Consider the following 18,518-nt stretch of genomic DNA (forward strand, 5'->3'; position numbering starts at 1 on the left):
TTGGTCTCGAACGCCTGGCAAGGAGCGGCAGCGGTGAACGAGCGGAGCGAGCGAACAATCGGCCGGGGCGCGTCTCGCGAAGCGACCGCCGAGCGAAGCGGGGCGGGCGCATGAGCGAGCAGGTGCGTTTCGTTCGCCTGGGCATAGGCGAGCACCTCGTCCCGTACGAGGAGGCGTGGGAGGAGCAGCAGCGCCTGCACGCGCTGCGGGTCGCCGACGAGATCCCCGACACCGTGCTGCTGCTGGAGCACCCGCCCGTCTACACCATGGGCAAGCGCACCAACCCCGCCGACCTGCCGCTGGACGGCACCCCGGTGGTCGAGGTCAACCGGGGCGGCGAGATCACCTGGCACGGCCCCGGCCAGCTGGTCGGCTACCCGATCATCAAGCTGCCCGACCCGATCGACGTGATCGCCTACGTCCGCCGGCTGGAGGAGGCGCTGATCCGCGCCGCCGCCGACTTCGGCGTCGGGACCACCCGGATCGAGGGCCGCAGCGGGGTCTGGGTGCTCGGCGAGAACATCCCGGACGCCGTGGTGGACCCGTCCGAGGTGGTGGACATCGGCAAGCTGACCCTGCGGATGGGCCTGCCCCTGGGCATCGACCCGCGGCTGGCCGGGCCCGAGTACGCTCCCTCCAACGCCGGGCAGCGCGGCGACGACCGCAAGCTCGCGGCGATCGGCGTGCGGGTCGCCCGCGGGGTCACCATGCACGGCTTCGCGATCAACTGCGACCCCGACATGACGTACTTCGACAAGATCGTGCCCTGCGGCATCCGGGACGCGGGCGTCGCCTCGCTGGCCGGTGAGCTGGGGCGCGACGTCCCGGTGAGCGAGGCGCTGCCCTCGGTCGAGCGCCACCTCACGGACGTGCTGGCCGAGCTGCCGGAGCCGGCGATCAGCCGCTGAAGCCCCCGCAAGTCCTCACCGGTCGGGGGGAATCGCCGGGATTCCCTGGGAATCACCGGAAATCACTGGGAATCTACTGGCCGGTAGCCGCGTTGCCCTGCGATTGCAGGGCGCCAGGCCCGGCGAAGGCCGTACAACCACAGGCGTACCCTGGGGGTACCCCGTCTAGTTCTAGGAGTCGCACGTGTCCGCTGTCGCGCCCGACGGCAGGAAGCTGCTCCGCCTGGAGGTCCGCAACAGCGAGACCCCCATCGAGCGGAAGCCCGAGTGGATCAAGACCCGCGCGAAGATGGGCCCGGAGTACAACGCCCTCCAGTCGCTGGTGAAGAAGGAGGGACTGCACACGGTCTGCCAGGAGGCCGGCTGTCCCAACATCTTCGAGTGCTGGGAGGACCGCGAGGCGACCTTCCTCATCGGCGGTGACCAGTGCACCCGCCGCTGCGACTTCTGCCAGATCGACACCGGCAAGCCCGCCGAGTTCGACCGCGACGAGCCGCGCCGGGTCGCCGAGTCCATCGTCACCATGGACCTCAACTACGCCACCATCACCGGCGTCGCCCGCGACGACCTGGAGGACGGCGGCGCCTGGCTGTACGCCGAGACCGTGCGCCAGGTGCACGCGATGACCGCCGAGCGCGCCGGCGGCCGCACCGGCGTCGAGCTGCTCATCCCCGACTTCAACGCGGTGCCCGAGCAGCTGGCCGAGGTCTTCTCCTCCCGCCCCGAGGTGCTCGCGCACAACGTCGAGACCGTCCCGCGCATCTTCAAGCGGATCCGCCCGGCCTTCCGCTACGAGCGCTCGCTGGACGTCATCACCCAGGCCCGCGCGGCCGGCCTGGTCACCAAGTCCAACCTGATCCTGGGCATGGGCGAGACCCGCGAGGAGGTCAGCCAGGCACTGGCCGACCTGGTCGGGGCCGGCTGCGAGCTGATCACCATCACCCAGTACCTGCGGCCCTCGCTGCGCCACCACCCGGTCGAGCGCTGGGTGAAGCCGCAGGAGTTCGTCGAGCTCCAGGAGGAGGCCGAGGAGCTGGGCTTCGCGGGTGTCATGTCGGGGCCGCTGGTGCGTTCGTCGTACCGGGCCGGCCGGCTGTACCGGCAGGCGCTGGAGCGGCGCGAGCAGGCCGCGGTCTGACGGGGGAGTTCGAAGACCGACCCGCCGGTCGGTTTCGCGCCGTGTCGGCCATTGGAAGGGCGGAGCTGCGGCTCCGCCCTTCCGGCTTTCACCACGCTTTGACTGCCTGGTCACAGGCTGGTAACACGGGGTGGGGACGATGGACGCCCGGTAGGCGTTCGATTCTTCTCAGCCACGGCTCGGCCACGCCTCGGCCGCGCCCCAGCCAGGGCGGCCACACGGTCGCAAGAGGAGCTGTTCGGGATGCAGATGCTGCACATGCGGATCCGCTCGGTGAGGACGGCGCTGCGGTTCGCCGAGAGCGTCCTGCTGGCGCCCGGCCAGCGGCACGCGCGCCGCAACGCCTGGGCGGCGGTGTGCGAGAACCGTGAGTACGCGGCCCACCGGCGGCACGACGCGCTCGGGGCCTCGAACCCGGCCGGGAGCACCGGCCCGCGGTCCGCACGGCGGTGAGGTCCTGACGTCGCTGTGCGCGACGGCGTACCGGCACACGGGTCACGGTTCGGGCGAACGGGTACCCGGGCTTGGATATCCCGTACCCGCGCCACGTACCATGAGCGTTATGGCGAGGGAAACATCCGAGAACCCCGGGCGACTGAAGCAGATCCGCCTGGCGTACACCATGACCAAGAAGGTCGACACCAAGATCGGCCTGATCATCGCCGGCGTCGGCCTGCTGACCTTCGGCGTGTTCCTCGCCATCGGCTTCGCGATCGACCACCCCATCTACCTGGGCATCCTGGGCTTCATCGTGGCCGTCCTGGCCATGGCGATCGTCTTCGGGCGCCGGGCCGAGCGCGCCGCGTTCGGGCAGATGGAGGGGCAGCCGGGTGCCGTGGCCGCGGTGCTGAACAACATCCGGCGCGGCTGGAGCTCCAGCTCCACCCCGGTGGCGGTCACCCGTAACCAGGACGCGGTCTACCGCGCGGTGGGCCGGGCCGGCATCGCGCTGATCGGCGAGGGCAACCCGAACCGGGTGCGGCAGCTGCTGATCTCCGAGAAGAAGAAGATGGCCCGCGTGGTCGGCGACGTGCCGGTGCACGACATCGTGGTGGGCAACGGCGAGGGCGAGATCCCGCTGAAGAAGCTGCAGATCCACCTGATGCGCCTGCCCCGCTCCATCACCGCCGCCCAGGTCACCGAGACCAACGACCGGCTGCGCGCGCTGGGCGACCTGCTCTCCAAGGCGCCGATCCCCAAGGGCCCGATGCCCAAGGGCGCCCGGATGCCCAAGGGCGGCCAGGCCCGCTGACCCTCCCCTCCCCTGACGACGACGGCCCCGCCCCGGAAGCTTCCGGAGCGGGGCCGTTCCACGTCCTGCGGCGGGTGACGCCCGCGGGAACCGTCCGGCTCTAGAGCCGGACCTCGACGGTGCCGACCGCCTTGTCGTGCAGACCGCGGGTGTCGCGGTCCCAGACCAGCGGCGGCACCACCAGGCAGAGCAGCAGGGTGCGCAGCAGGACCTGCGGGATGGTCGCGCGGCGCCCGTCCAGGCGGACCACCCGGAGGCCGAACAGCCGCTTGCCGAGGGTCGTGCCGGTGGTGGAGAGCAGGAGCACCGCGACCAGGAAGAAGAGCGGGAGGGTCCACAGGTTGGCCTCGGCAGGGTCGCCCTTGGCGAGCATGCCGAAGGAGACCAGCGAGACCAGCCAGCCGTCCACGAACAGGGCGCCGATCCGTCGGCCGGGGCCGGCGATCGAGCCGGGGCCCGCCTCGGGCAGCCCGAGGCGTTCGCCGCGGTAGCCGAAGTCGGCACCCATCTTCTCGGCGGCGGCCTTGGGGCCGTCGATCCACGATCCCAACGCTTCTCTGGTGTCCACGAATCCACACTAACCGGGCTCACGCCGCGGCCCGGCACCGGCTCCCTCCCGGCGGGGCGCGGCCGGGCCGGCTGCCCCGGGGGCCTGCGGCGTCCGTCCCACGTCGGGAGGGGGTCCGTCCCACGTCGGGAGGAGGTCCGTCCACGACCGGGTGAATCGCGTGCGCCGGGCTTACCGAGTGGTCCAGACCACTTCCGGAACGGCTCCCAGGTGGGCGGGGTGATTTGCCCCGTAGCGTGCATCTTTGCCGCCCGTTCGGCGGTCGTGGTTAACATCTAGGAAACGAGCGGGTCACCGGCCGGAAACGACCCATTCCTAGGGTGAGCCCAATTCGCACGCCGAGGAGGATGGATGTTCAACAACGCCGCCGAAGTGAAGCAGTTCATCCAGGACAACGACGTGAAGTTCGTCGACGTCCGCTTCTGCGATCTGCCGGGCGTCATGCAGCACTTCTCCGTACCTGCGGCGACCTTCGATCCGTCCGAGACCCTGATGTTCGACGGTTCGTCGATCCGCGGCTTCCAAGCCATCCACGAGTCCGACATGGCCCTGGTGCCGGACCTCGCCACCGCCCGCCTCGACCCCTTCCGGGCCGAGAAGCACCTCAACATCAACTTCTTCATCCAGGACCCGGTCACCGGCGAGGCCTACAGCCGCGACCCGCGCAACGTCGCCAAGAAGGCCGAGGCCTACCTCGCCTCCTCCGGCATCGCCGACACCGCCTTCTTCGGGCCCGAGGCGGAGTTCTACGTCTTCGACTCGGCGCGGTTCGAGACCAGCGCCAACGCGTCCTTCTACCACATCGACTCGGAGGCCGGCGCCTGGAACTCCGGCGCCGCCGAGGGCGACGTACGCGGCTACAAGGTCAAGTACAAGGGCGGCTACTTCCCCACCCCGCCGGTCGACCACTTCGCCGACCTGCGCGCCGAGATGTCCCTGGAACTGGCCAGGTCCGGCCTGGAGGTCGAGCGCCAGCACCACGAGGTCGGCACGGCCGGCCAGGCCGAGATCAACTACAAGTTCAACACCCTGCTGCACGCCGCCGACGACCTGATGCTGTTCAAGTACATCATCAAGAACGTCGCCTGGCGCAACGGCAAGACGGCCACCTTCATGCCCAAGCCGATCTTCGGCGACAACGGCTCCGGGATGCACGTCCACCAGTCGCTGTGGAGCGAGGGCTCGCCGCTCTTCTACGACGAGCAGGGCTACGCCGGCCTCTCCGACACCGCCCGCTACTACATCGGCGGCCTCCTCCGGCACGCCCCCTCGCTGCTGGCCTTCACCAACCCCTCGGTGAACTCCTACCACCGCCTCGTCCCGGGCTTCGAGGCACCCGTCAACCTGGTCTACTCCCAGCGCAACCGCTCGGCCGCCATCCGCATCCCGATCACCGGCTCCAACGCCAAGGCCAAGCGCATCGAGTTCCGCGCCCCGGACCCGTCCTCCAACCCGTACCTGGCCTTCTCCGCCATGCTGATGGCCGGCCTCGACGGCATCCGCAACAAGATCGAGCCGCTGGAGCCCGTCGACAAGGACCTCTACGAGCTCGCCCCCGAGGAGCACGCCAACGTCCCCCAGGTGCCCTCCTCCCTCCCCGCCGTCCTGGAGGCCCTCGAAGCCGACCACGAGTACCTCCTCGCCGGGAACGTCTTCACCCCGGACCTGATCGAGACCTGGATCGACTTCAAGCGCACCAACGAGATCGCCCCGATCGCCCTCCGCCCCCACCCGCACGAGTTCGAGCTCTACTACGACCTGTAGGAGCCGTAGCCCGTTGTACTGTGCCCCGGCCGGGACGCCTCCGGCCGGGGCACGGCCGTGTCCGGGGCGGAAAACCGGTTGAAGGGGGCGGTTGGATGGGGGGATGGGGAGCAAGCGGAAGGTGACGCCGACGGTGTACCTGTCGGTGGACGTGGAGGCCGACGGGCCGATTCCGGGGCCGTACTCGATGGTGAGCTTCGGGGCGGTGGTGGCCGGTTGGGACGACGGCGAGGGGTTCCGGCGGGCGGGGGCGGGGGCAGCGGGGTTCTACCGGGAGCTGCGGCCGATCAGTGCGGAGTACGACCCGGAGGCCCTGGCGGTGTCCGGGCTGGAGCGGGCGGCGCTGGAGGCCGGCGGCGCGGAGCCGGAGGTGGCGCTGCGGGAGTTCGCGCGGTGGGTGGAACGGACGCGGACCGGGCCGGACGGGCGGCGCCACCGGCCGGTGATGGTGGCGTACCCGGCGGTGTACGACTGGCAGTTCCTGTACTGGTACCTGATGCGGTTCACCGGCTCCAGCCCGTTCGGGCACTCCGGGTGCCTGGACCTGAAGACGCTGTACGCGGCCCGGGCGGGGGTGCCGTTCGCCGGGATCGGGAAGCGGTCGATGCCCGCGGAGCTGCTGCCGGACCTGCCGCACACCCACCACGCGCTGGACGACGCGCGGGAGCAGGCGGTGCTGTTCGCGAACCTGTGGGAATGGCCGGGACCTACGCCCGGCGGTCCTGCTCCGGACGGTCCGGGTCCGGATGTCCCGGCTCGGGGGTGAGGGCGAGGACGGCGAGGTCGTCGGCGAGCAGGACGGCGTACTGGTGGACGTCCTGGGCCAGGAAGGAGACCAGGCGGTCGGGGGCCGTGCTGCCCAGGGCGGCCAGGCGCGGGGCGAGGGGGTAGAAGGAACCGGTGGCGTCGCGGGCCTCGCTGACGCCGTCGGTGTAGAGCAGGACGGTGTGGCCCGGGGGCAGGGCGACGGTGGTCGGCTTGGCGGGCGCGTCGTCGGGGCCGAGGTGGCCGAGGCCGAGCGGGAGTTCGTCGGCGCAGGCCACCGGCGTGATGGTGCCCCCGGAGAGCAGCAGCGGGGTGGTGTGGCCGCGGTTGACGACCTCCACGCAGTCGGCGCCCGGGCGGTACTGGAGCAGGACGGCGGTGGCGAAGAGCTCGTCGTCGCCGCGGTCGGCGGCGTCCCGCAGCACCGCGCGGTCCAGCTGGTCGGCCAGCTCGACCAGGCCCGGCGTGTCATGGGCGGCCGCCCGGAAGGCGCCGAGCACGTCGGCGACGGTGCGGACCGCGGCGAGGCCCTTGCCGCGGACGTCGCCGAGCAGCACCCGGACGCCGAAGCGGGTGTCGCACACCTCGTACAGGTCCCCGCCGACCAGCACGTCCGCCTGGGCCGGGCGGTAGAGCCCGGCGACCCGCAGGCCGCCGGCGTGTTCGGGCACCGGCCGCAGCACCGTGCGCTGGAGGGTCTCGGCGACCGTACGGGCCTGCAGCAGGTTGTGGTTCTGCCGGGTGCGCTGCCAGGACAGGGCGGTGCCCATCGCTCCGGAGAGCAGGGTGGCGATGTACACCCACACATGGTGCTGCTCGTTGATGTGGCCCGCGCGCAGGGCCAGCAGCAGCTGGAGGCCCAGGGCGCCGCCGGTGGCCCCGGCGGTCAGCACCGGACCGTAGCTGAACGCGGCCACCACGGGCAGGGCGGTCAACAGGAAGCCGGCGGCGACCACGTCCGGGACGACGGCCTCGGCGACCAGGTCCAGGACCAGCAGGATGACCGGCAACCAGGGCACCCAGCGCGGCACCCTGGGCTTCGCGACCGCGAGCTGCGGCGGGCGGGGTGCTGACATTTCGGCGGGGACCTCCTGGCTCACCGGACTGGGCGATTCGCGAGGAATGACCGGATTCGCCCCTCCATGCTCCCCCACGGAGGGCGCGGTCATGAAGGCCGAACGTCCCGGGTTCCGCGGCAGCGACAGCGACAGCGACAGCGACAGCGACAGCGACACGGAACAGCCGGTCTCATCGGACGGTCACCGGGAGCGTCTCGTAGCCGCGCAGCACCAGGCGGTCACGCCGGGTCGGAACACCGCCCTGGGCGAGCCGGGGGAAACGGTCCAGCAGGGCGGCCACCGCGACCTCGCCCTCCATCCGGGCCAGCTGGGAGCCCAGGCAGAAGTGGGTGCCGCCGCCGAAGCTGAGCGGCTGGCTGTCGGTTCGGGTCGGGTCGAACGCTCCGGGCCGCTCGTACCGGTCCGGGTCGTGGTTGGCCGCGCCGATCAGCAGGGTCAGCCCGCTGTCGGCCGGGACGGGCAGGCCCTCGATCGACAGGCCGTCCGCCAGCGCGACCCGGGCGGTGGCCTGGACCGGGGAGTCGAAGCGCAGCACCTCGTCGGTGAACCCGGCCGGGCCGAGTGCGCCGCTGCGCAGCCCGGCGGCCGCCTCGGGGTGGCGGAACAGCAGGGCGAGGCCGTTGCCGAGCAGGTTGGTGGTGGTCTCGAAGCCGGCCACCAGCAGGAGCACCAGGTTGGCCAGCAGCTCCTGGCCGGAGAGCCGCCCGCCGCCGTCGACCGCGATCCGGGCGAGGTCGCTGACCAGGTCGTCCTGCGGACGGGCCAGCCGCTCGGCGACCAGCTCGGTGAAGTACCCGGACAGCTCGTCGGCGGCCCGGTCGGCCTCGTCCAGGCCGTCGAGGCCCTGGACGATCTCCAGGGCGACGGTCAGGTCGGAGGCGAGGCCGCGGAAGCGGTAGCGGTCCCGCTCGGGAACGCCGAGCAGTTCGCAGATCACCCCGACCGGCAGCCGGAAGGCGAAGGCGTCCATGAAATCCACCGGGGAGCCCTCGGAGCCCTGCTCGGCCATCTCGTCCAGCAGCCGGCCGACCGCCGCCTCCACGGCCGGGCGCAGCGCGGCGACCCGGCGGGCGGTGAACACCGAGGCGATCAGCGAGCGGACCCGCGGCTGGTCGGGGGCGTTGCGCTGGAGGATCGAGCGGCCGAACAGGGCGAGCGAGGAGTGCTCGGCGAACTCGGGGGCGAGGCCGGCCATCATGTCGGCGGTCGCCACGCCGAAGGCGGACGTGCGCAGCACCTTGTTGACCGCCGCGTAGCCGTTCACCACGAACATCCCGTCCCCGGCCGGGAGCACCGGGCCGAGTTCGTGCGCCCTGGCGTAGAGGGGGTACGGGTCGGTCCTGACCTCGGTGGTCATCAACTGCTCGATGATCGCAGCGCCGTCCATGCGGTGCTCCCCTTCCGACGTGCCGACGTGACGGGCTCGCGACGCACCGACGTCCCGGCTCCCGGTTCGTGAACCACCGGTGGGCCCGGCGGAGTTCCCGCTACCGGGGAGCCCGCCGGAGCACCGATAGGCTGGCCGGCATGGAGATCTGGATCAATCCGCGCTGCGGCAAGTGCCGGACCGCGCTCACCGAACTGGACGCCGCCGGGGCCACGTACACCGTGCGGCGCTACCTGGAGGACACGCCGACCGCGGCCGAGCTGGAGCAGGTGCTGGAGCGGCTGGGCCTGGAACCCTGGGACATCACCCGCACCGACGAGCAGGTCGCGAAGGAGCTGGGGATGAAGGAGTGGCCGCGGGAGGCGGGCGACCGGGCGCGCTGGATCGCGGCGATGGCCGAGCACCCCGTGCTGATCCAGCGCCCGATCATCACCGCGGACGACGGGCACGCCGTCGTGGCCCGGACTCCCGAGGCGCTCAAGTCCGTTCTGCCGTAAGGCACGTCAGGCCAGTGGGGCCAGAACGGCCGACTCGACCCTTGCGGCCCGGCCGGCCGGTCAGTGGAGCTGGATCTTCTCCACCGGCCGGCCCGGGTGCCAGTTGAGGACCCACAGGGCATCCCCCTCCAGGGCGGTGTGGACCACCTGCTGGAGGTCCAGCCGGAACAGGTGGAACGGGGTGGGCGGCGGCTCGGGCAGGTCGGCCGCGAAGGCGGCGAGCTCGGCCTCGTCGGTCACCTCCACCGCGCGGCCGGAGAGCTTGGAGTCCCCGCCGGCCATGGTCTCGTCCGCCGGATGGGCGTGCAGCGCGAAGCGGCCGTCCCGCTGGAGGTCGCGTGCCTTGACCGCGCCGTACATCGACCCGAGCCAGGCGTCGGCGCCGACGAAGTCGACCTCCGTGCCGCTCACCCGGGGTGAACCGTCCCTGCGCAGCGTCGCCAGGACGTGGTGCTTCTCGGCCTCGAACCGGGCCCGTACCAGGGCCGCGAGTTCGGGTTCCTGCTGCTCGAAATCCTGCCAGGTAGCCATGGCGCCAGTCTGGCATCCGGCACCGACAACCGCCGGGCACGAACGGCGGCGTGCGCCGGGCGTCCCCGGCGGCCGGCCGACGGGCGCTGTCGGCGGCCGGCCGACGGGCGTTGTCGGCGGCCGGTGCCACACTGGCGGGGTGACCACCACGACCACGTACATCGCCTTCCTGCGAGCCATCAACGTCGGCGGCCGGACGGTGAGGATGGAGCGGCTGCGGGCGCACTTCGCCGAACTGGGGCTGGGGAACGTCCGCTCGTACATCCAGAGCGGGAACGTCTTCTTCACCACGGACGAACCGGACCGCGCCGCGCTGACGGCGCGGATCGAGGAGCACCTGGAGCGCTCGCTCGGCTACCAGGTGCCGGTGCTGCTGCGGACCGTCGACGAGGTGGCCGAACTGCTCGCCGCCGAGCCGTTCCGGGGCGTCGAGGTGACGCCGGACGTCCGGCTGTTGATCGCCTTCCTCTCCGAGCCGCTGCCGGCCGAACTCGCTCTCCCGCACCGCTCGGTGAAGGGCGACGTCGAGGTGCTCGGCGCCGATCCGGGGGCCGCGTACATCGTGGTGCACCTCCGGGACGGCAAGTGGGTCACCAAGGAGATGTTCGGCGGGAAGTACCGGGGCGCCGTGACCTCACGGTTCCTGCACACCACGGAGAAGATCCTGGCGGCCGCCCGGAAGGCCTGACGGCCTGTCCGCCGCGCCGGGAGGGTGATCGGCGGGTGCTGGAACCGCGCGGGCGGGGCGCGCGTCTGTCGCTCAGTGACGTACGAACCGTGCGCCGGACCGCGGCGTGATCTGGACAGTCCGAGCCGGTCGATCCGACAATCGGGCCATGACGCAGCCTGAGGTCCCCACCGGCGCTGTCCGGCCCTCCGACGCCGAACGGGACCAGGCGCTCGGGGTGCTGCGGGACGGCGCCGGCAGCGGCCGGCTGTCGCACGACACCTTCCTCGGCCGGATGGACATCGTCCTGCAGGCCACCAGCCGCGGCGAGTTGGACGCGGCGGTGGCCGGGCTGCCCACCGGCGGGCCGGTCGAGCGGTTCGTGCTGCGGACGGTCGGCCGGGTGTCCGCCTTCGGGGACCGGCTGAACCGGGCCTGGCGCAGCGAGCGGCTGCCGGGGCTGAGCCTGCCGCAGGCCGGGGCGGAGCTGTTGACGATCGGACGGATCCCCGGCTCGGGGCTGCGACTGCACGACGCCTCGGTCTCCCGGCACCACGCCGAGCTGCGGCGCGAGAACGGCGGTTGGGTGCTGTACGACCTCGGGTCGACCAACGGCACCCATGTGAACGGGCGGCGGATCGCGGGCGGGATCCCGGTGCGGCCGGGCGACCAGGTGCGGTTCGGCAACCTGGAGTTCCGGCTCGCCCCGCACTGACCTGCCGGGCCCCGTCAGTGCGGGAACTGCCGGGGCGGGCGCTGCCGGGGAAGCTCGTCCCGGAACTCCTCGATCACGGTGCTGATCTGCCGGGTCAGCACGGTGTGCTCCAGCCGGTCCAGGTAGCGGTTCTCGGCGGCCAGGGCCTCGACCGTGACGCCGAAGTAGAGCGTCATCAGCGGATTGACGAAGAGCTGGCCGCCCTTGGTCCGCTCGGTGAACTGCACGTCGCCGAACTCGCCGCGCAGCGCCGCCGCCACCGAGCCGTTGACGATGCTGGGGTGCTGCGGGAAGGCGGCCCGAGCGTGCTCGACGGCGTCCAGGTAGAGCGCCCCCTCCCGGCTGCCGCGCGGGATGGAGAAGGCGCCGAGGTAGCCGCCGGCCCGGTCGATCGCGGCGAGGTTCTCCAGCACCAGGGCGTGGTTGACGCCGTGGTGGGCGTCGATGCCGAAACCCAGGCAGGCGACCAGCCGTTCGGGCACCTCCGTCAGGCCCGCCACCGCGGCCAGGCTGGCCATGTCCTCCTCGGGGGTGCCCAGGCCGGCCTCGTCGCCGCGCATCAGGATGTCGGTGCCGCCGTCCACCAGGAGGATCGCGTCCACGCCCAGGTGGTCGACGAGTCTTCGGTAGGCCTCGCGCAGCAGTTTGACGCCGACCGTCGGGAAGGCCCACACGGTGTCGGGCATCCCGTGCAGCCGCAGCCAGCGGGCCAGCGTGCGTTCCGGGAAGTAGCCCTCGGGGGCGGCGGTGTCCGGCCGGATCCTGGCCACGTCGGGCTCCTGCCAGACCTCGCCGGGCAGGCCGTAGAGGTGGGTGAAGGAGAGGTTGGCCAGGTGCACCTCCTTGCCCGCGGCGCGCAGGGCGAGGGCGATCGGGAGTCCGGCGTACACGTCGAACCCGCCGCCGGCTCCGGCGACCAGAATGCGTTCGGCGGCCAGCAGCCTGGTGATCAGCGGGGGTTGCAGCAGAGAGGTCACCGGCGGACGGTAGCGCACCGGCGGGGCCCGCGGGTCCGAACTGTCAGTGGCGGGTGCGAGGATCCGGGCATGACCCAGGACACGGACCCGGCGCTCTCCCCCGACGTGCTGCTCGAAGCCCAGGAGCGGGCCCGCGAGCTGATCCGGTGCGGCTTCCAGGAGCCGGACGAGATAGCCGAGTCCCTGGTCGAGGTCCTCGACGACCAGGGACTGACGCAGGAGGAGGCGGAGCGGATCGTCGCTCCGCTGTGGGCCGAGCGGCTGGCCGAGCAGGCCGACTGGCCGGAGACCACGGACGTGGACCGGCTGGTGGACGCCTTCGACCTGCTGGAGGATCAGGGCATCGTCGCAGCGATGGACTTCACCTGCTGCGCAGGCTGCGGCTACGCGGAGATCGGCGGCGAGGCCGACGAGGACTCGCGGGGCTTCGTCTTCTTCCACCAGCAGGACACCGAGGCCGCCGCGGCCGGACGCGGACTGATGCTGCGCTACGGCACCTTCCGCAGCGCGGAGGAGCCGAGCGGGGGACCGGGCGAGGAGTCGGACGAGGAGCCGGAGGAGGACGCGGGGCGGCGGACGGCGGAGGTCGGCCGGGCCGTGGTGGCCGCGCTGGAGGCGGTGGGCCTTCCGGTGGAGTGGAACGGCTCGCCGCGGACGGCGATCCGGGTCGCTCCGCTGGAGTGGCTCAACCGCCTGCCGGAGTAGCGGAACCGCGGACAGCGGAAAGGGTCGGAGCCGGCAGCCGCGGCGAGCGGCGCCGGGCGGCTGACGGCTGACGCATAAGCGCCCGTCGCTCAGTCGACGAGGCTCCCCAGGCTGCCCTCGCTCGCACCGCCGTCCGACGGCCCCCACAGCGGCGCCGTGCAGCGCTGGTAGGTCGCCTGCCAGTGCGGCCAGTTGCGGGCCACGTCGTCGTCGCACTCGGCGAGCAGCCGCTCGACCTGCACCGGGTCGACCCCGTCCAGCAGCCAGGCCAGCGCGTCCGCCGTGCCCGGGCCGTCGGCCGAGCGCAGCACGTCGAGCAGTTCGCCGAGGCCGCCGAGCCGGGAGCTGTCGGTGACCACCCGCTCCATCCGGGGCAGCAACTGCCGCTCCTCGATCCGCAGGTGGGTCTCCAGCCGGGCCGCCAGGTCCTCCATCGCGTACGCGACCGGCCAGGCGCTGCCGGTGTCCCGGCTGGCGATCCGGACCAGCGTGGTGACCCGGGTGAACGAGTGGTCGAGGTTGTGGTGGTCGGCCTCCAGCCAGTTGAGCAGCAGCCGCAGTTCGGGCGCGAAGCGCCGCACGATCGGCCAGATCCGGGTGTCCTGCTGCTCGTGGTGGCAGGTCAGCATCGCGGTCATGAAGGTCCAGTGCCGAAGCAGCGCCTCGCCCTTCTCCTCCTCGTCGGGCTGGAGCAGCCGCAGGGCGTTGGGCAGCCGGGCGAGGTCCCGGCGCAGCGCGGCGTGCACCAGCCGCAGTCCGGCGAACCGGGCGGTGAACGGCTCCTCGCCGGAGGCCGGCCCGTACGCGTCCGCGCCCCGGGAGTCGGCCCCGGGCCCCGCCTGCGCGGGGACGGAGGGGGCGGGCTGGGGCAGCAGACGGATCGGCATGACACTCTTTTCACGACGTGGTGAGGCGGACGGGGCGGCCGGTGAGAACCGCCCCATCCAAGGTGCTCGCAGTCGATCAGAAGCGAATCAATGTCCGATTGACGCGCAGGTCACGGGCCTGCGCGCGGGCTCCGGGCCATCCGCCGGAGGACGGGAACCCGGTGCCGTTCCGGGTCAGTCCGAGGCCGGACCCGCCAGGTTGGCGCTGAGCCACTGCAGCGTGTCCGGGATCATCTTCTTGAAGTCCGAGGTCAGGTGCTTGCCACCGGGCTGCTCGTAGTACTGGATCGAGACCGGGGGGACGGCCTTGGCCACCCAGCTCTTGACCACTTCCTTCTCGTAGCCGTTGGCGCCGCCCGCGGTGACGTACATCTTCACGTCGGCCTTGCCCTGGGTGACCAGCAGGTTGGGGTTGTTGGCGGCCTTCTCGGCGTCGTGGCCCTTCCACAGCCCGGAGTCCGGGATGAAGTAGCCGTCGATCGGCACCGCGGCCTTGTAGACGTTCGGGTACTGCAGCGCGAGCTTGGCGCTGCAGAAGCCGCCGGTGGAGGCGCCCATGACGCCCCAGCTGTCGCGGCCCTGGAGGGTGCGGAAGTTGGCGCGCACCCAGGCCGGGATGTCCTCGGCCATCCAGGTGCCCATCTTGGGCTGGCCCGGGATGTCGGAGCAGTCCAGCGCGTTCTTCTCGTCGCTGTTGAAGTTCTGCACCGGCATGATCATGATGAACGGATGGGCCTTGCCCTGCTTGACCAGCTGCTCGTCCGCCTCCTGGATCGGCAGCTGGTTGTCGGTCCAGGTGTTGTAGCCGTTGCTCTGGCCGCCCGCGTAGAGGGTGAGCACGGGGAAGCCGGTCTTGGCGAACTTGGGGTCGTTGTACTCGGGCGGCAGCCAGACCCAGACCTGGCCGGTGACGCCGGACTTCGCGCCGGTCACCTTGGTCATCATGATCGGGCCGGCGGCGGTGTCCCGGACCTTGTTCAGGCTGGCCGCCGGGCCGGTCGGCATCAGCACCTTCCCGTTGGCCGGGGTGGGCTGCTCGGCGGGGGGCGTGCCCGGGGCCGAGCTGCCCGAGGCGGCCGGAGTGCCCGAGTCGGCGGTCGCCGCCGGGGTGCCGTCGGCCGAGGAGCTCTTGCCCTTGCCGTCGTCGGACCCCCCGCAGGCCGCCAGCGAGGCGGCCAGGGTGAGCACGGCGGCGCCGGTCAGGACGGCACGGGAACGGGACGACTGCCTAAGCACGGTGAGGACTCTCCGACCGAATGTCGCGCCCGGTCCGTCGGACCGGGCGGCGGCCCCCCGGTGGGGCCGGACAGGCCCGGGAGCGCGGGGCTGTGCGGCCCCCGGAACGTCGGCGCGCCGTCCCTCGCGGTGGGCGCACCTTCCTGCGATCTTATGACGTGGGCCGGGGTCGGCCGGTTGCGAGGCGGCCACCGGAAATCCAATGTTTGTTCGCGATCAGGTAAAGCCCTTCACCGCTCCCGTCGGACGGCGGGGGCCGGTCGGCGGGGTCCACGGCCACCGGCCCGCCCGGCCATCCGGTTTTTGGGTGCTTTGACCAGTGACGGCGGCCCGCCGCATCCGGAACGATCTCCTCGACACGCCTCCGGTGCCGGGCGGGAAGAGCGTGACCGTACCGGTACCGGGCCACCGCACCGACCCCAGGAGAGCGCCATGATCGAGCAGGTCGCCGTCGTCACCGGAGCCGGGAGCGGCGTCGGCCGGGCCGTCGCGGTCGAACTGGCCGCGGCCGGCTGGCGGCTGGTGCTGGCCGGACGCCGGGCCGAGCAGCTGCGGGAGACGGCCGGGGCGTTCCCCGCGGGTGCCCTGCCCGCCGAGGTGGTCCCCACCGACGTCACCGACCCGGCCGCGGTGGACGCGCTGTTCGCCACCGCGGCCGAGCGCCACGGCCGGGTGGACCTGCTGTTCAACAACGCCGGCACCTTCGGCCCGGCCGTCCCGGTGGAGGAGCTGGCGGTCGAGGACTGGCGGGCGGTGGTCGACCTCAACCTGACCGGCGCCTTCCTCTGCGCCCGCGCAGCCTTCCGGCAGATGAAGGGCCAGGACCCGCAGGGCGGCCGGATCATCAACAACGGCTCGGTCTCCGCACACGTCCCGCGCCCGCACTCGACCGCGTACACCGCGACCAAGCACGCGGTCACCGGCCTGACCAAGTCACTGTCACTGGACGGCCGGCCGTACCGGATCGCCTGCGGGCAGATCGACATCGGCAACGCGGCGACCGACATGACGGCCGCGATGGGCGCGGGGGTGCGGCAGGCGGACGGCCGGATCGCGCCCGAGCCGACCATGGACGTGGCGGACGTGGCGCGCACCGTCCGGCACATGGCCGCGCTGCCGCTGGAGGCCAACGTCCAGTTCGCCATGGTGATGGCGACGGCCATGCCGTACATCGGGCGGGGCTGACGGAAACGGCCCGGACCGGAACGGAGCGGAACGAATCGGAGCGGCCCCGGATCGGAGCGGCCCGGTCCGGTCCGGACGGTGCTCACTCGTCGTGGGAGTACCGGTACCTCAGCCCGGCGCCGTTCTCCTCGTCCAGCCGGTAGACGCTGGTGGTCGGCCAGTACTCGCCGTTCTCCGCGACGGGCAGTTCGGCGCGCAGCACCATCCGCAGCGCGGGCGGCGGCGCGGCGGCGTTGACGCGCTTGCGGTGGCCGTCCCAACGGCCGCCGCAGAGTTCGAGGTCCAGGACGAGAGGGGTGGTTCCCATCCCGTGATGGTGGCAGCGCCGCCCCCTTCCGGGGGGTTTGAAACGGCGCGGCCACTCCCACGGGTGACCCCCGTCAGTCCAGGGCTGACGGGGGTCACCGGGGCGGCGGGACCTACGGCCGCCAGGTGTCGTTCAGCGTGACGTTCCCCGAGGCCGGTGCGGTCGCCGTCCGGTTGGCACCGGACTCCCAGGTCACCGTCCCGCTCGCGTCCTTGATGACGTACTTGTACTGGAAGGACGTACCGCCCGGCAGCGAGAGCGCGAGCGACCAGACCGGGTAGCCGGCCGAGGACAGCGGCAGCGCCTTGGCCGGGTCCCAGCCGCCGAGCGCCGGGACGTCGCCGACCACGTAGACGTTCTGCCCGTACGCGGTGGTCGCGTTGACGTTGAAGGAGGCGCCCGAGACGGTCGCGCCCGGCTGGACGTACAGCGCGACCGCGTCGCCCGCGCCGACCGTCGCGGTGAACTGCCCGTTGGCGCCGACCTGGTACGTCGGGCCGGTGCAGCCGCCGCCCGGCTGCGGGTCGCCGTGCTGGACGTCGCAGTACGTCCCGGCCGGCAGTCCGGTCTGGAAGGTCCGGGTGATCGCGCCGCCCTCGTGGTTGATCGCGACGTAGCCCCGGTCGCCCCGGCCGAAGGCGATCGCGTTGTTGCCGTCGGACCACCAGTCGGTCACCCCGGTGCCCGCGACGGCGTTGCGGAAGCCGACCATGTTGGCGATCTGCCGCCAGGCGTGGGTGCAGTTCCAGCCGTCCTGGTAGCAGGCGTTGACGGTGCCGCCGTTCGGCGGGCCGTCGTCGTTGCTGGTGAAGCTGTAGCCGGAGTAGATGTTGGGCGAGCCGTAGGTCGAGGCCAGCAGGAAGACGTTGGCCAGCGTGTAGGTGTTGCCGTAGGTGTAGTTGAGGGTGGAGCCGTTGCGCTCGGTGTCCCAGTTGTCGACGAAGCTGCGCGCCTGGTTGCTCGGCAGGTAGCCCCAGGAGGCGCCCCAGTTGCTGAGGTTGGCGAGCTTGTCGCTGGTGAAGACGCGCTTGAGGTCGGTGCCGACCCGGAACTCGTCGACGTCGCCGTTGCCGGTGTACTCGGTGGGCTGGATCGGTTCGCCGGCGCCGTAGATGACCTCCTGCACCCAGTAGGCGTTGGGGTTGGCCATCCTGGCCTTGATGGCGGCGAGGTCGGTGGCGGCGATGTGCTTGGCGGCGTCGATCCGGTAGCCGTCGACGCCGAGCGAGCCGAGGTCGTCCAGGTAGTGGGCGATGGTGGTCTGGACGGAGGCGCTGCCGGTGTCCAGGTCCGCGAGGTTGACCAGTTCGCAGTTCTGCACGTTGGTGCGGTCCTGGTAGTTGGTGATCGGCTGGCGGCAGGTGTGGAAGTCCGCGTCCTGGTAGGTGCCGGGGTAGTTGTACTTGGTGTACACCGTGCCGCCGGTGCCGGTGCCGGAACCGGCCGACATGTGGTTGATCACCGCGTCGGCGATCACCTTGACCCCGGCCGCGTGGCAGGTGTCGACCATGTTCTTGAACGAGGTGCGGTCGCCGAGCCGCCCGGCGATCCGGTAGCTGACCGGCTGGTAGGAGGTCCACCACTGCGGGCCCTGGATGTGCTCCTGGGGCGGCGAGACCTCGACGAAGCCGTAGCCCTTCGGGCCGAGGGTCGTGGTGCAGGCCTGGGCGACCGAGTCGAAGCGCCACTCGAAGAGGGTGGCGGTGACGTCCTTGCCGTTGTTCGCGGGCGGGGAGGCCTGGGCGGCGGGGGCGCCGAGGCTCCCGGTGAGCGAGAGCGCGAGCGCCGCCGAGGCGGCGAGCGCACCGCCGGCGCGGGCGGACCGGCGGGCGGGCCGGCGGGTGGGGGCGGTGGTGACCACGTTGTCTCCTGGGGTGGCTGGGGTGGGGCAGCCGGGGTGAAACCTGCAGGAAGTTTCTGTAACTTGCCGGAAACTTGCAGCGCTGAACC

The 18,518-nt window shown here is 72.1% G+C and carries 20 protein-coding genes; 11 read left to right on the forward strand and 9 right to left on the reverse strand.

The annotated features are described in order from the left end of the window. Window positions 1-110: 110 nt before the first annotated feature. The 4 genes from lipB (at window position 111) to ACZ6Z8_RS06535 (ending at window position 3,298) form a co-directional block, all read left to right on the forward strand. Window positions 111-908 (forward strand): lipoyl(octanoyl) transferase LipB, encoded by a 798-nt coding sequence (gene lipB / locus ACZ6Z8_RS06520; protein ID WP_465606914.1) that lies wholly within the window; start codon window positions 111-113, stop codon window positions 906-908. Window positions 909-1,092: 184 nt separating this feature from the next. After that, window positions 1,093-2,046, forward strand: coding sequence for a lipoyl synthase (gene lipA, locus ACZ6Z8_RS06525; protein ID WP_270147375.1), 954 nt, complete (start codon window positions 1,093-1,095; stop codon window positions 2,044-2,046). Window positions 2,047-2,289: 243 nt separating this feature from the next. Then, the gene (locus ACZ6Z8_RS06530) at window positions 2,290-2,499 is read left to right on the forward strand and encodes an SCO2195 family GlnR-regulated protein (RefSeq protein ID WP_465606916.1); all 210 of its coding nucleotides are present in this window, start codon (window positions 2,290-2,292) and stop codon (window positions 2,497-2,499) included. 100 nt (window positions 2,500-2,599) lie between these two features. Next, window positions 2,600-3,298, forward strand: coding sequence for a DUF4191 domain-containing protein (locus tag ACZ6Z8_RS06535; RefSeq protein WP_402815871.1), 699 nt, complete (start codon window positions 2,600-2,602; stop codon window positions 3,296-3,298). 100 nt (window positions 3,299-3,398) lie between these two features. On the opposite strand, the gene ACZ6Z8_RS06540 is transcribed toward ACZ6Z8_RS06535, so the two are convergent. Then, window positions 3,399-3,866 (reverse strand): RDD family protein, encoded by a 468-nt coding sequence (locus ACZ6Z8_RS06540; protein WP_465606918.1) that lies wholly within the window; start codon window positions 3,864-3,866, stop codon window positions 3,399-3,401. 351 nt (window positions 3,867-4,217) lie between these two features. Here ACZ6Z8_RS06540 and glnA point away from each other — a divergent pair, with 351 nt between their 5' ends. Together glnA and ACZ6Z8_RS06550 are read left to right on the forward strand one after the other, a co-directional pair. Then, the gene (gene glnA / locus ACZ6Z8_RS06545; protein ID WP_465606920.1) at window positions 4,218-5,630 is read left to right on the forward strand and encodes a type I glutamate--ammonia ligase; all 1,413 of its coding nucleotides are present in this window, start codon (window positions 4,218-4,220) and stop codon (window positions 5,628-5,630) included. Window positions 5,631-5,733: 103 nt separating this feature from the next. Then, window positions 5,734-6,396 carry a 3'-5' exonuclease gene (locus ACZ6Z8_RS06550; RefSeq protein WP_465606922.1) on the forward strand — a complete coding sequence of 221 codons (663 nt, stop codon included), beginning with the start codon at window positions 5,734-5,736 and terminating at the stop codon, window positions 6,394-6,396. On the opposite strand, the gene ACZ6Z8_RS06555 is transcribed toward ACZ6Z8_RS06550, so the two are convergent. Together ACZ6Z8_RS06555 and ACZ6Z8_RS06560 are read right to left on the reverse strand one after the other, a co-directional pair. Beyond that, the gene (locus ACZ6Z8_RS06555; protein WP_465606923.1) at window positions 6,338-7,471 is read right to left on the reverse strand and encodes a PP2C family protein-serine/threonine phosphatase; all 1,134 of its coding nucleotides are present in this window, start codon (window positions 7,469-7,471) and stop codon (window positions 6,338-6,340) included. The genes ACZ6Z8_RS06550 and ACZ6Z8_RS06555 overlap by 59 nt on opposite strands. Before the next feature lie 172 nt (window positions 7,472-7,643). Further along, complete coding sequence (locus tag ACZ6Z8_RS06560; protein WP_465606925.1) at window positions 7,644-8,861, reverse strand: cytochrome P450; 1,218 nt, start codon at window positions 8,859-8,861, stop codon at window positions 7,644-7,646. Between the two features lie 140 nt (window positions 8,862-9,001). On the opposite strand from ACZ6Z8_RS06560, the gene ACZ6Z8_RS06565 reads away from it, so the two are divergent. After that, entirely contained in the window at window positions 9,002-9,358 is a 357-nt protein-coding gene (locus ACZ6Z8_RS06565; protein ID WP_465606927.1) for an arsenate reductase family protein, read from the forward strand. Window positions 9,359-9,418: 60 nt separating this feature from the next. Here ACZ6Z8_RS06565 and ACZ6Z8_RS06570 read toward each other — a convergent pair whose 3' ends face one another. Continuing rightward, window positions 9,419-9,889 (reverse strand): pyridoxamine 5'-phosphate oxidase family protein, encoded by a 471-nt coding sequence (locus tag ACZ6Z8_RS06570; protein WP_465606929.1) that lies wholly within the window; start codon window positions 9,887-9,889, stop codon window positions 9,419-9,421. 139 nt (window positions 9,890-10,028) lie between these two features. Here ACZ6Z8_RS06570 and ACZ6Z8_RS06575 point away from each other — a divergent pair, with 139 nt between their 5' ends. Continuing rightward, window positions 10,029-10,577 carry a DUF1697 domain-containing protein gene (locus ACZ6Z8_RS06575; protein ID WP_465606931.1) on the forward strand — a complete coding sequence of 183 codons (549 nt, stop codon included), beginning with the start codon at window positions 10,029-10,031 and terminating at the stop codon, window positions 10,575-10,577. A gap of 148 nt (window positions 10,578-10,725) precedes the next feature. Then, the gene (locus tag ACZ6Z8_RS06580) at window positions 10,726-11,271 is read left to right on the forward strand and encodes an FHA domain-containing protein (protein ID WP_465606932.1); all 546 of its coding nucleotides are present in this window, start codon (window positions 10,726-10,728) and stop codon (window positions 11,269-11,271) included. 14 nt (window positions 11,272-11,285) lie between these two features. Here the strand turns inward: ACZ6Z8_RS06580 and ACZ6Z8_RS06585 are convergent, their stop codons facing one another. Beyond that, on the reverse strand, window positions 11,286-12,248 hold the full coding sequence (locus ACZ6Z8_RS06585) for a DUF1152 domain-containing protein (RefSeq protein ID WP_465606933.1): 963 nt from the start codon (window positions 12,246-12,248) through the stop codon (window positions 11,286-11,288). Window positions 12,249-12,317: 69 nt separating this feature from the next. On the opposite strand from ACZ6Z8_RS06585, the gene ACZ6Z8_RS06590 reads away from it, so the two are divergent. Beyond that, window positions 12,318-12,953, forward strand: coding sequence for a DUF6891 domain-containing protein (locus ACZ6Z8_RS06590; protein WP_465606935.1), 636 nt, complete (start codon window positions 12,318-12,320; stop codon window positions 12,951-12,953). Window positions 12,954-13,042: 89 nt separating this feature from the next. On the opposite strand, the gene ACZ6Z8_RS06595 is transcribed toward ACZ6Z8_RS06590, so the two are convergent. Beyond that, the gene (locus tag ACZ6Z8_RS06595) at window positions 13,043-13,840 is read right to left on the reverse strand and encodes a hemerythrin domain-containing protein (protein WP_465606937.1); all 798 of its coding nucleotides are present in this window, start codon (window positions 13,838-13,840) and stop codon (window positions 13,043-13,045) included. A 174-nt stretch (window positions 13,841-14,014) separates the two neighbouring features. Next, complete coding sequence (locus ACZ6Z8_RS06600) at window positions 14,015-15,076, reverse strand: alpha/beta hydrolase (protein ID WP_465606939.1); 1,062 nt, start codon at window positions 15,074-15,076, stop codon at window positions 14,015-14,017. A 432-nt stretch (window positions 15,077-15,508) separates the two neighbouring features. Here ACZ6Z8_RS06600 and ACZ6Z8_RS06605 point away from each other — a divergent pair, with 432 nt between their 5' ends. Then, the gene (locus ACZ6Z8_RS06605) at window positions 15,509-16,261 is read left to right on the forward strand and encodes an SDR family oxidoreductase (RefSeq protein ID WP_465606941.1); all 753 of its coding nucleotides are present in this window, start codon (window positions 15,509-15,511) and stop codon (window positions 16,259-16,261) included. 82 nt (window positions 16,262-16,343) lie between these two features. Here the strand turns inward: ACZ6Z8_RS06605 and ACZ6Z8_RS06610 are convergent, their stop codons facing one another. Further along, window positions 16,344-16,568 carry a hypothetical protein gene (locus ACZ6Z8_RS06610; protein WP_465606943.1) on the reverse strand — a complete coding sequence of 75 codons (225 nt, stop codon included), beginning with the start codon at window positions 16,566-16,568 and terminating at the stop codon, window positions 16,344-16,346. Between the two features lie 112 nt (window positions 16,569-16,680). After that, window positions 16,681-18,429, reverse strand: a complete 1,749-nt coding sequence (locus ACZ6Z8_RS06615) for a carbohydrate-binding module family 20 domain-containing protein (protein ID WP_465606945.1) — start codon at window positions 18,427-18,429, stop codon at window positions 16,681-16,683. Window positions 18,430-18,518: the final 89 nt, after the last annotated feature.

The sequence above is a fragment of the Kitasatospora sp. NPDC101108 genome (genome assembly GCF_055584725.1).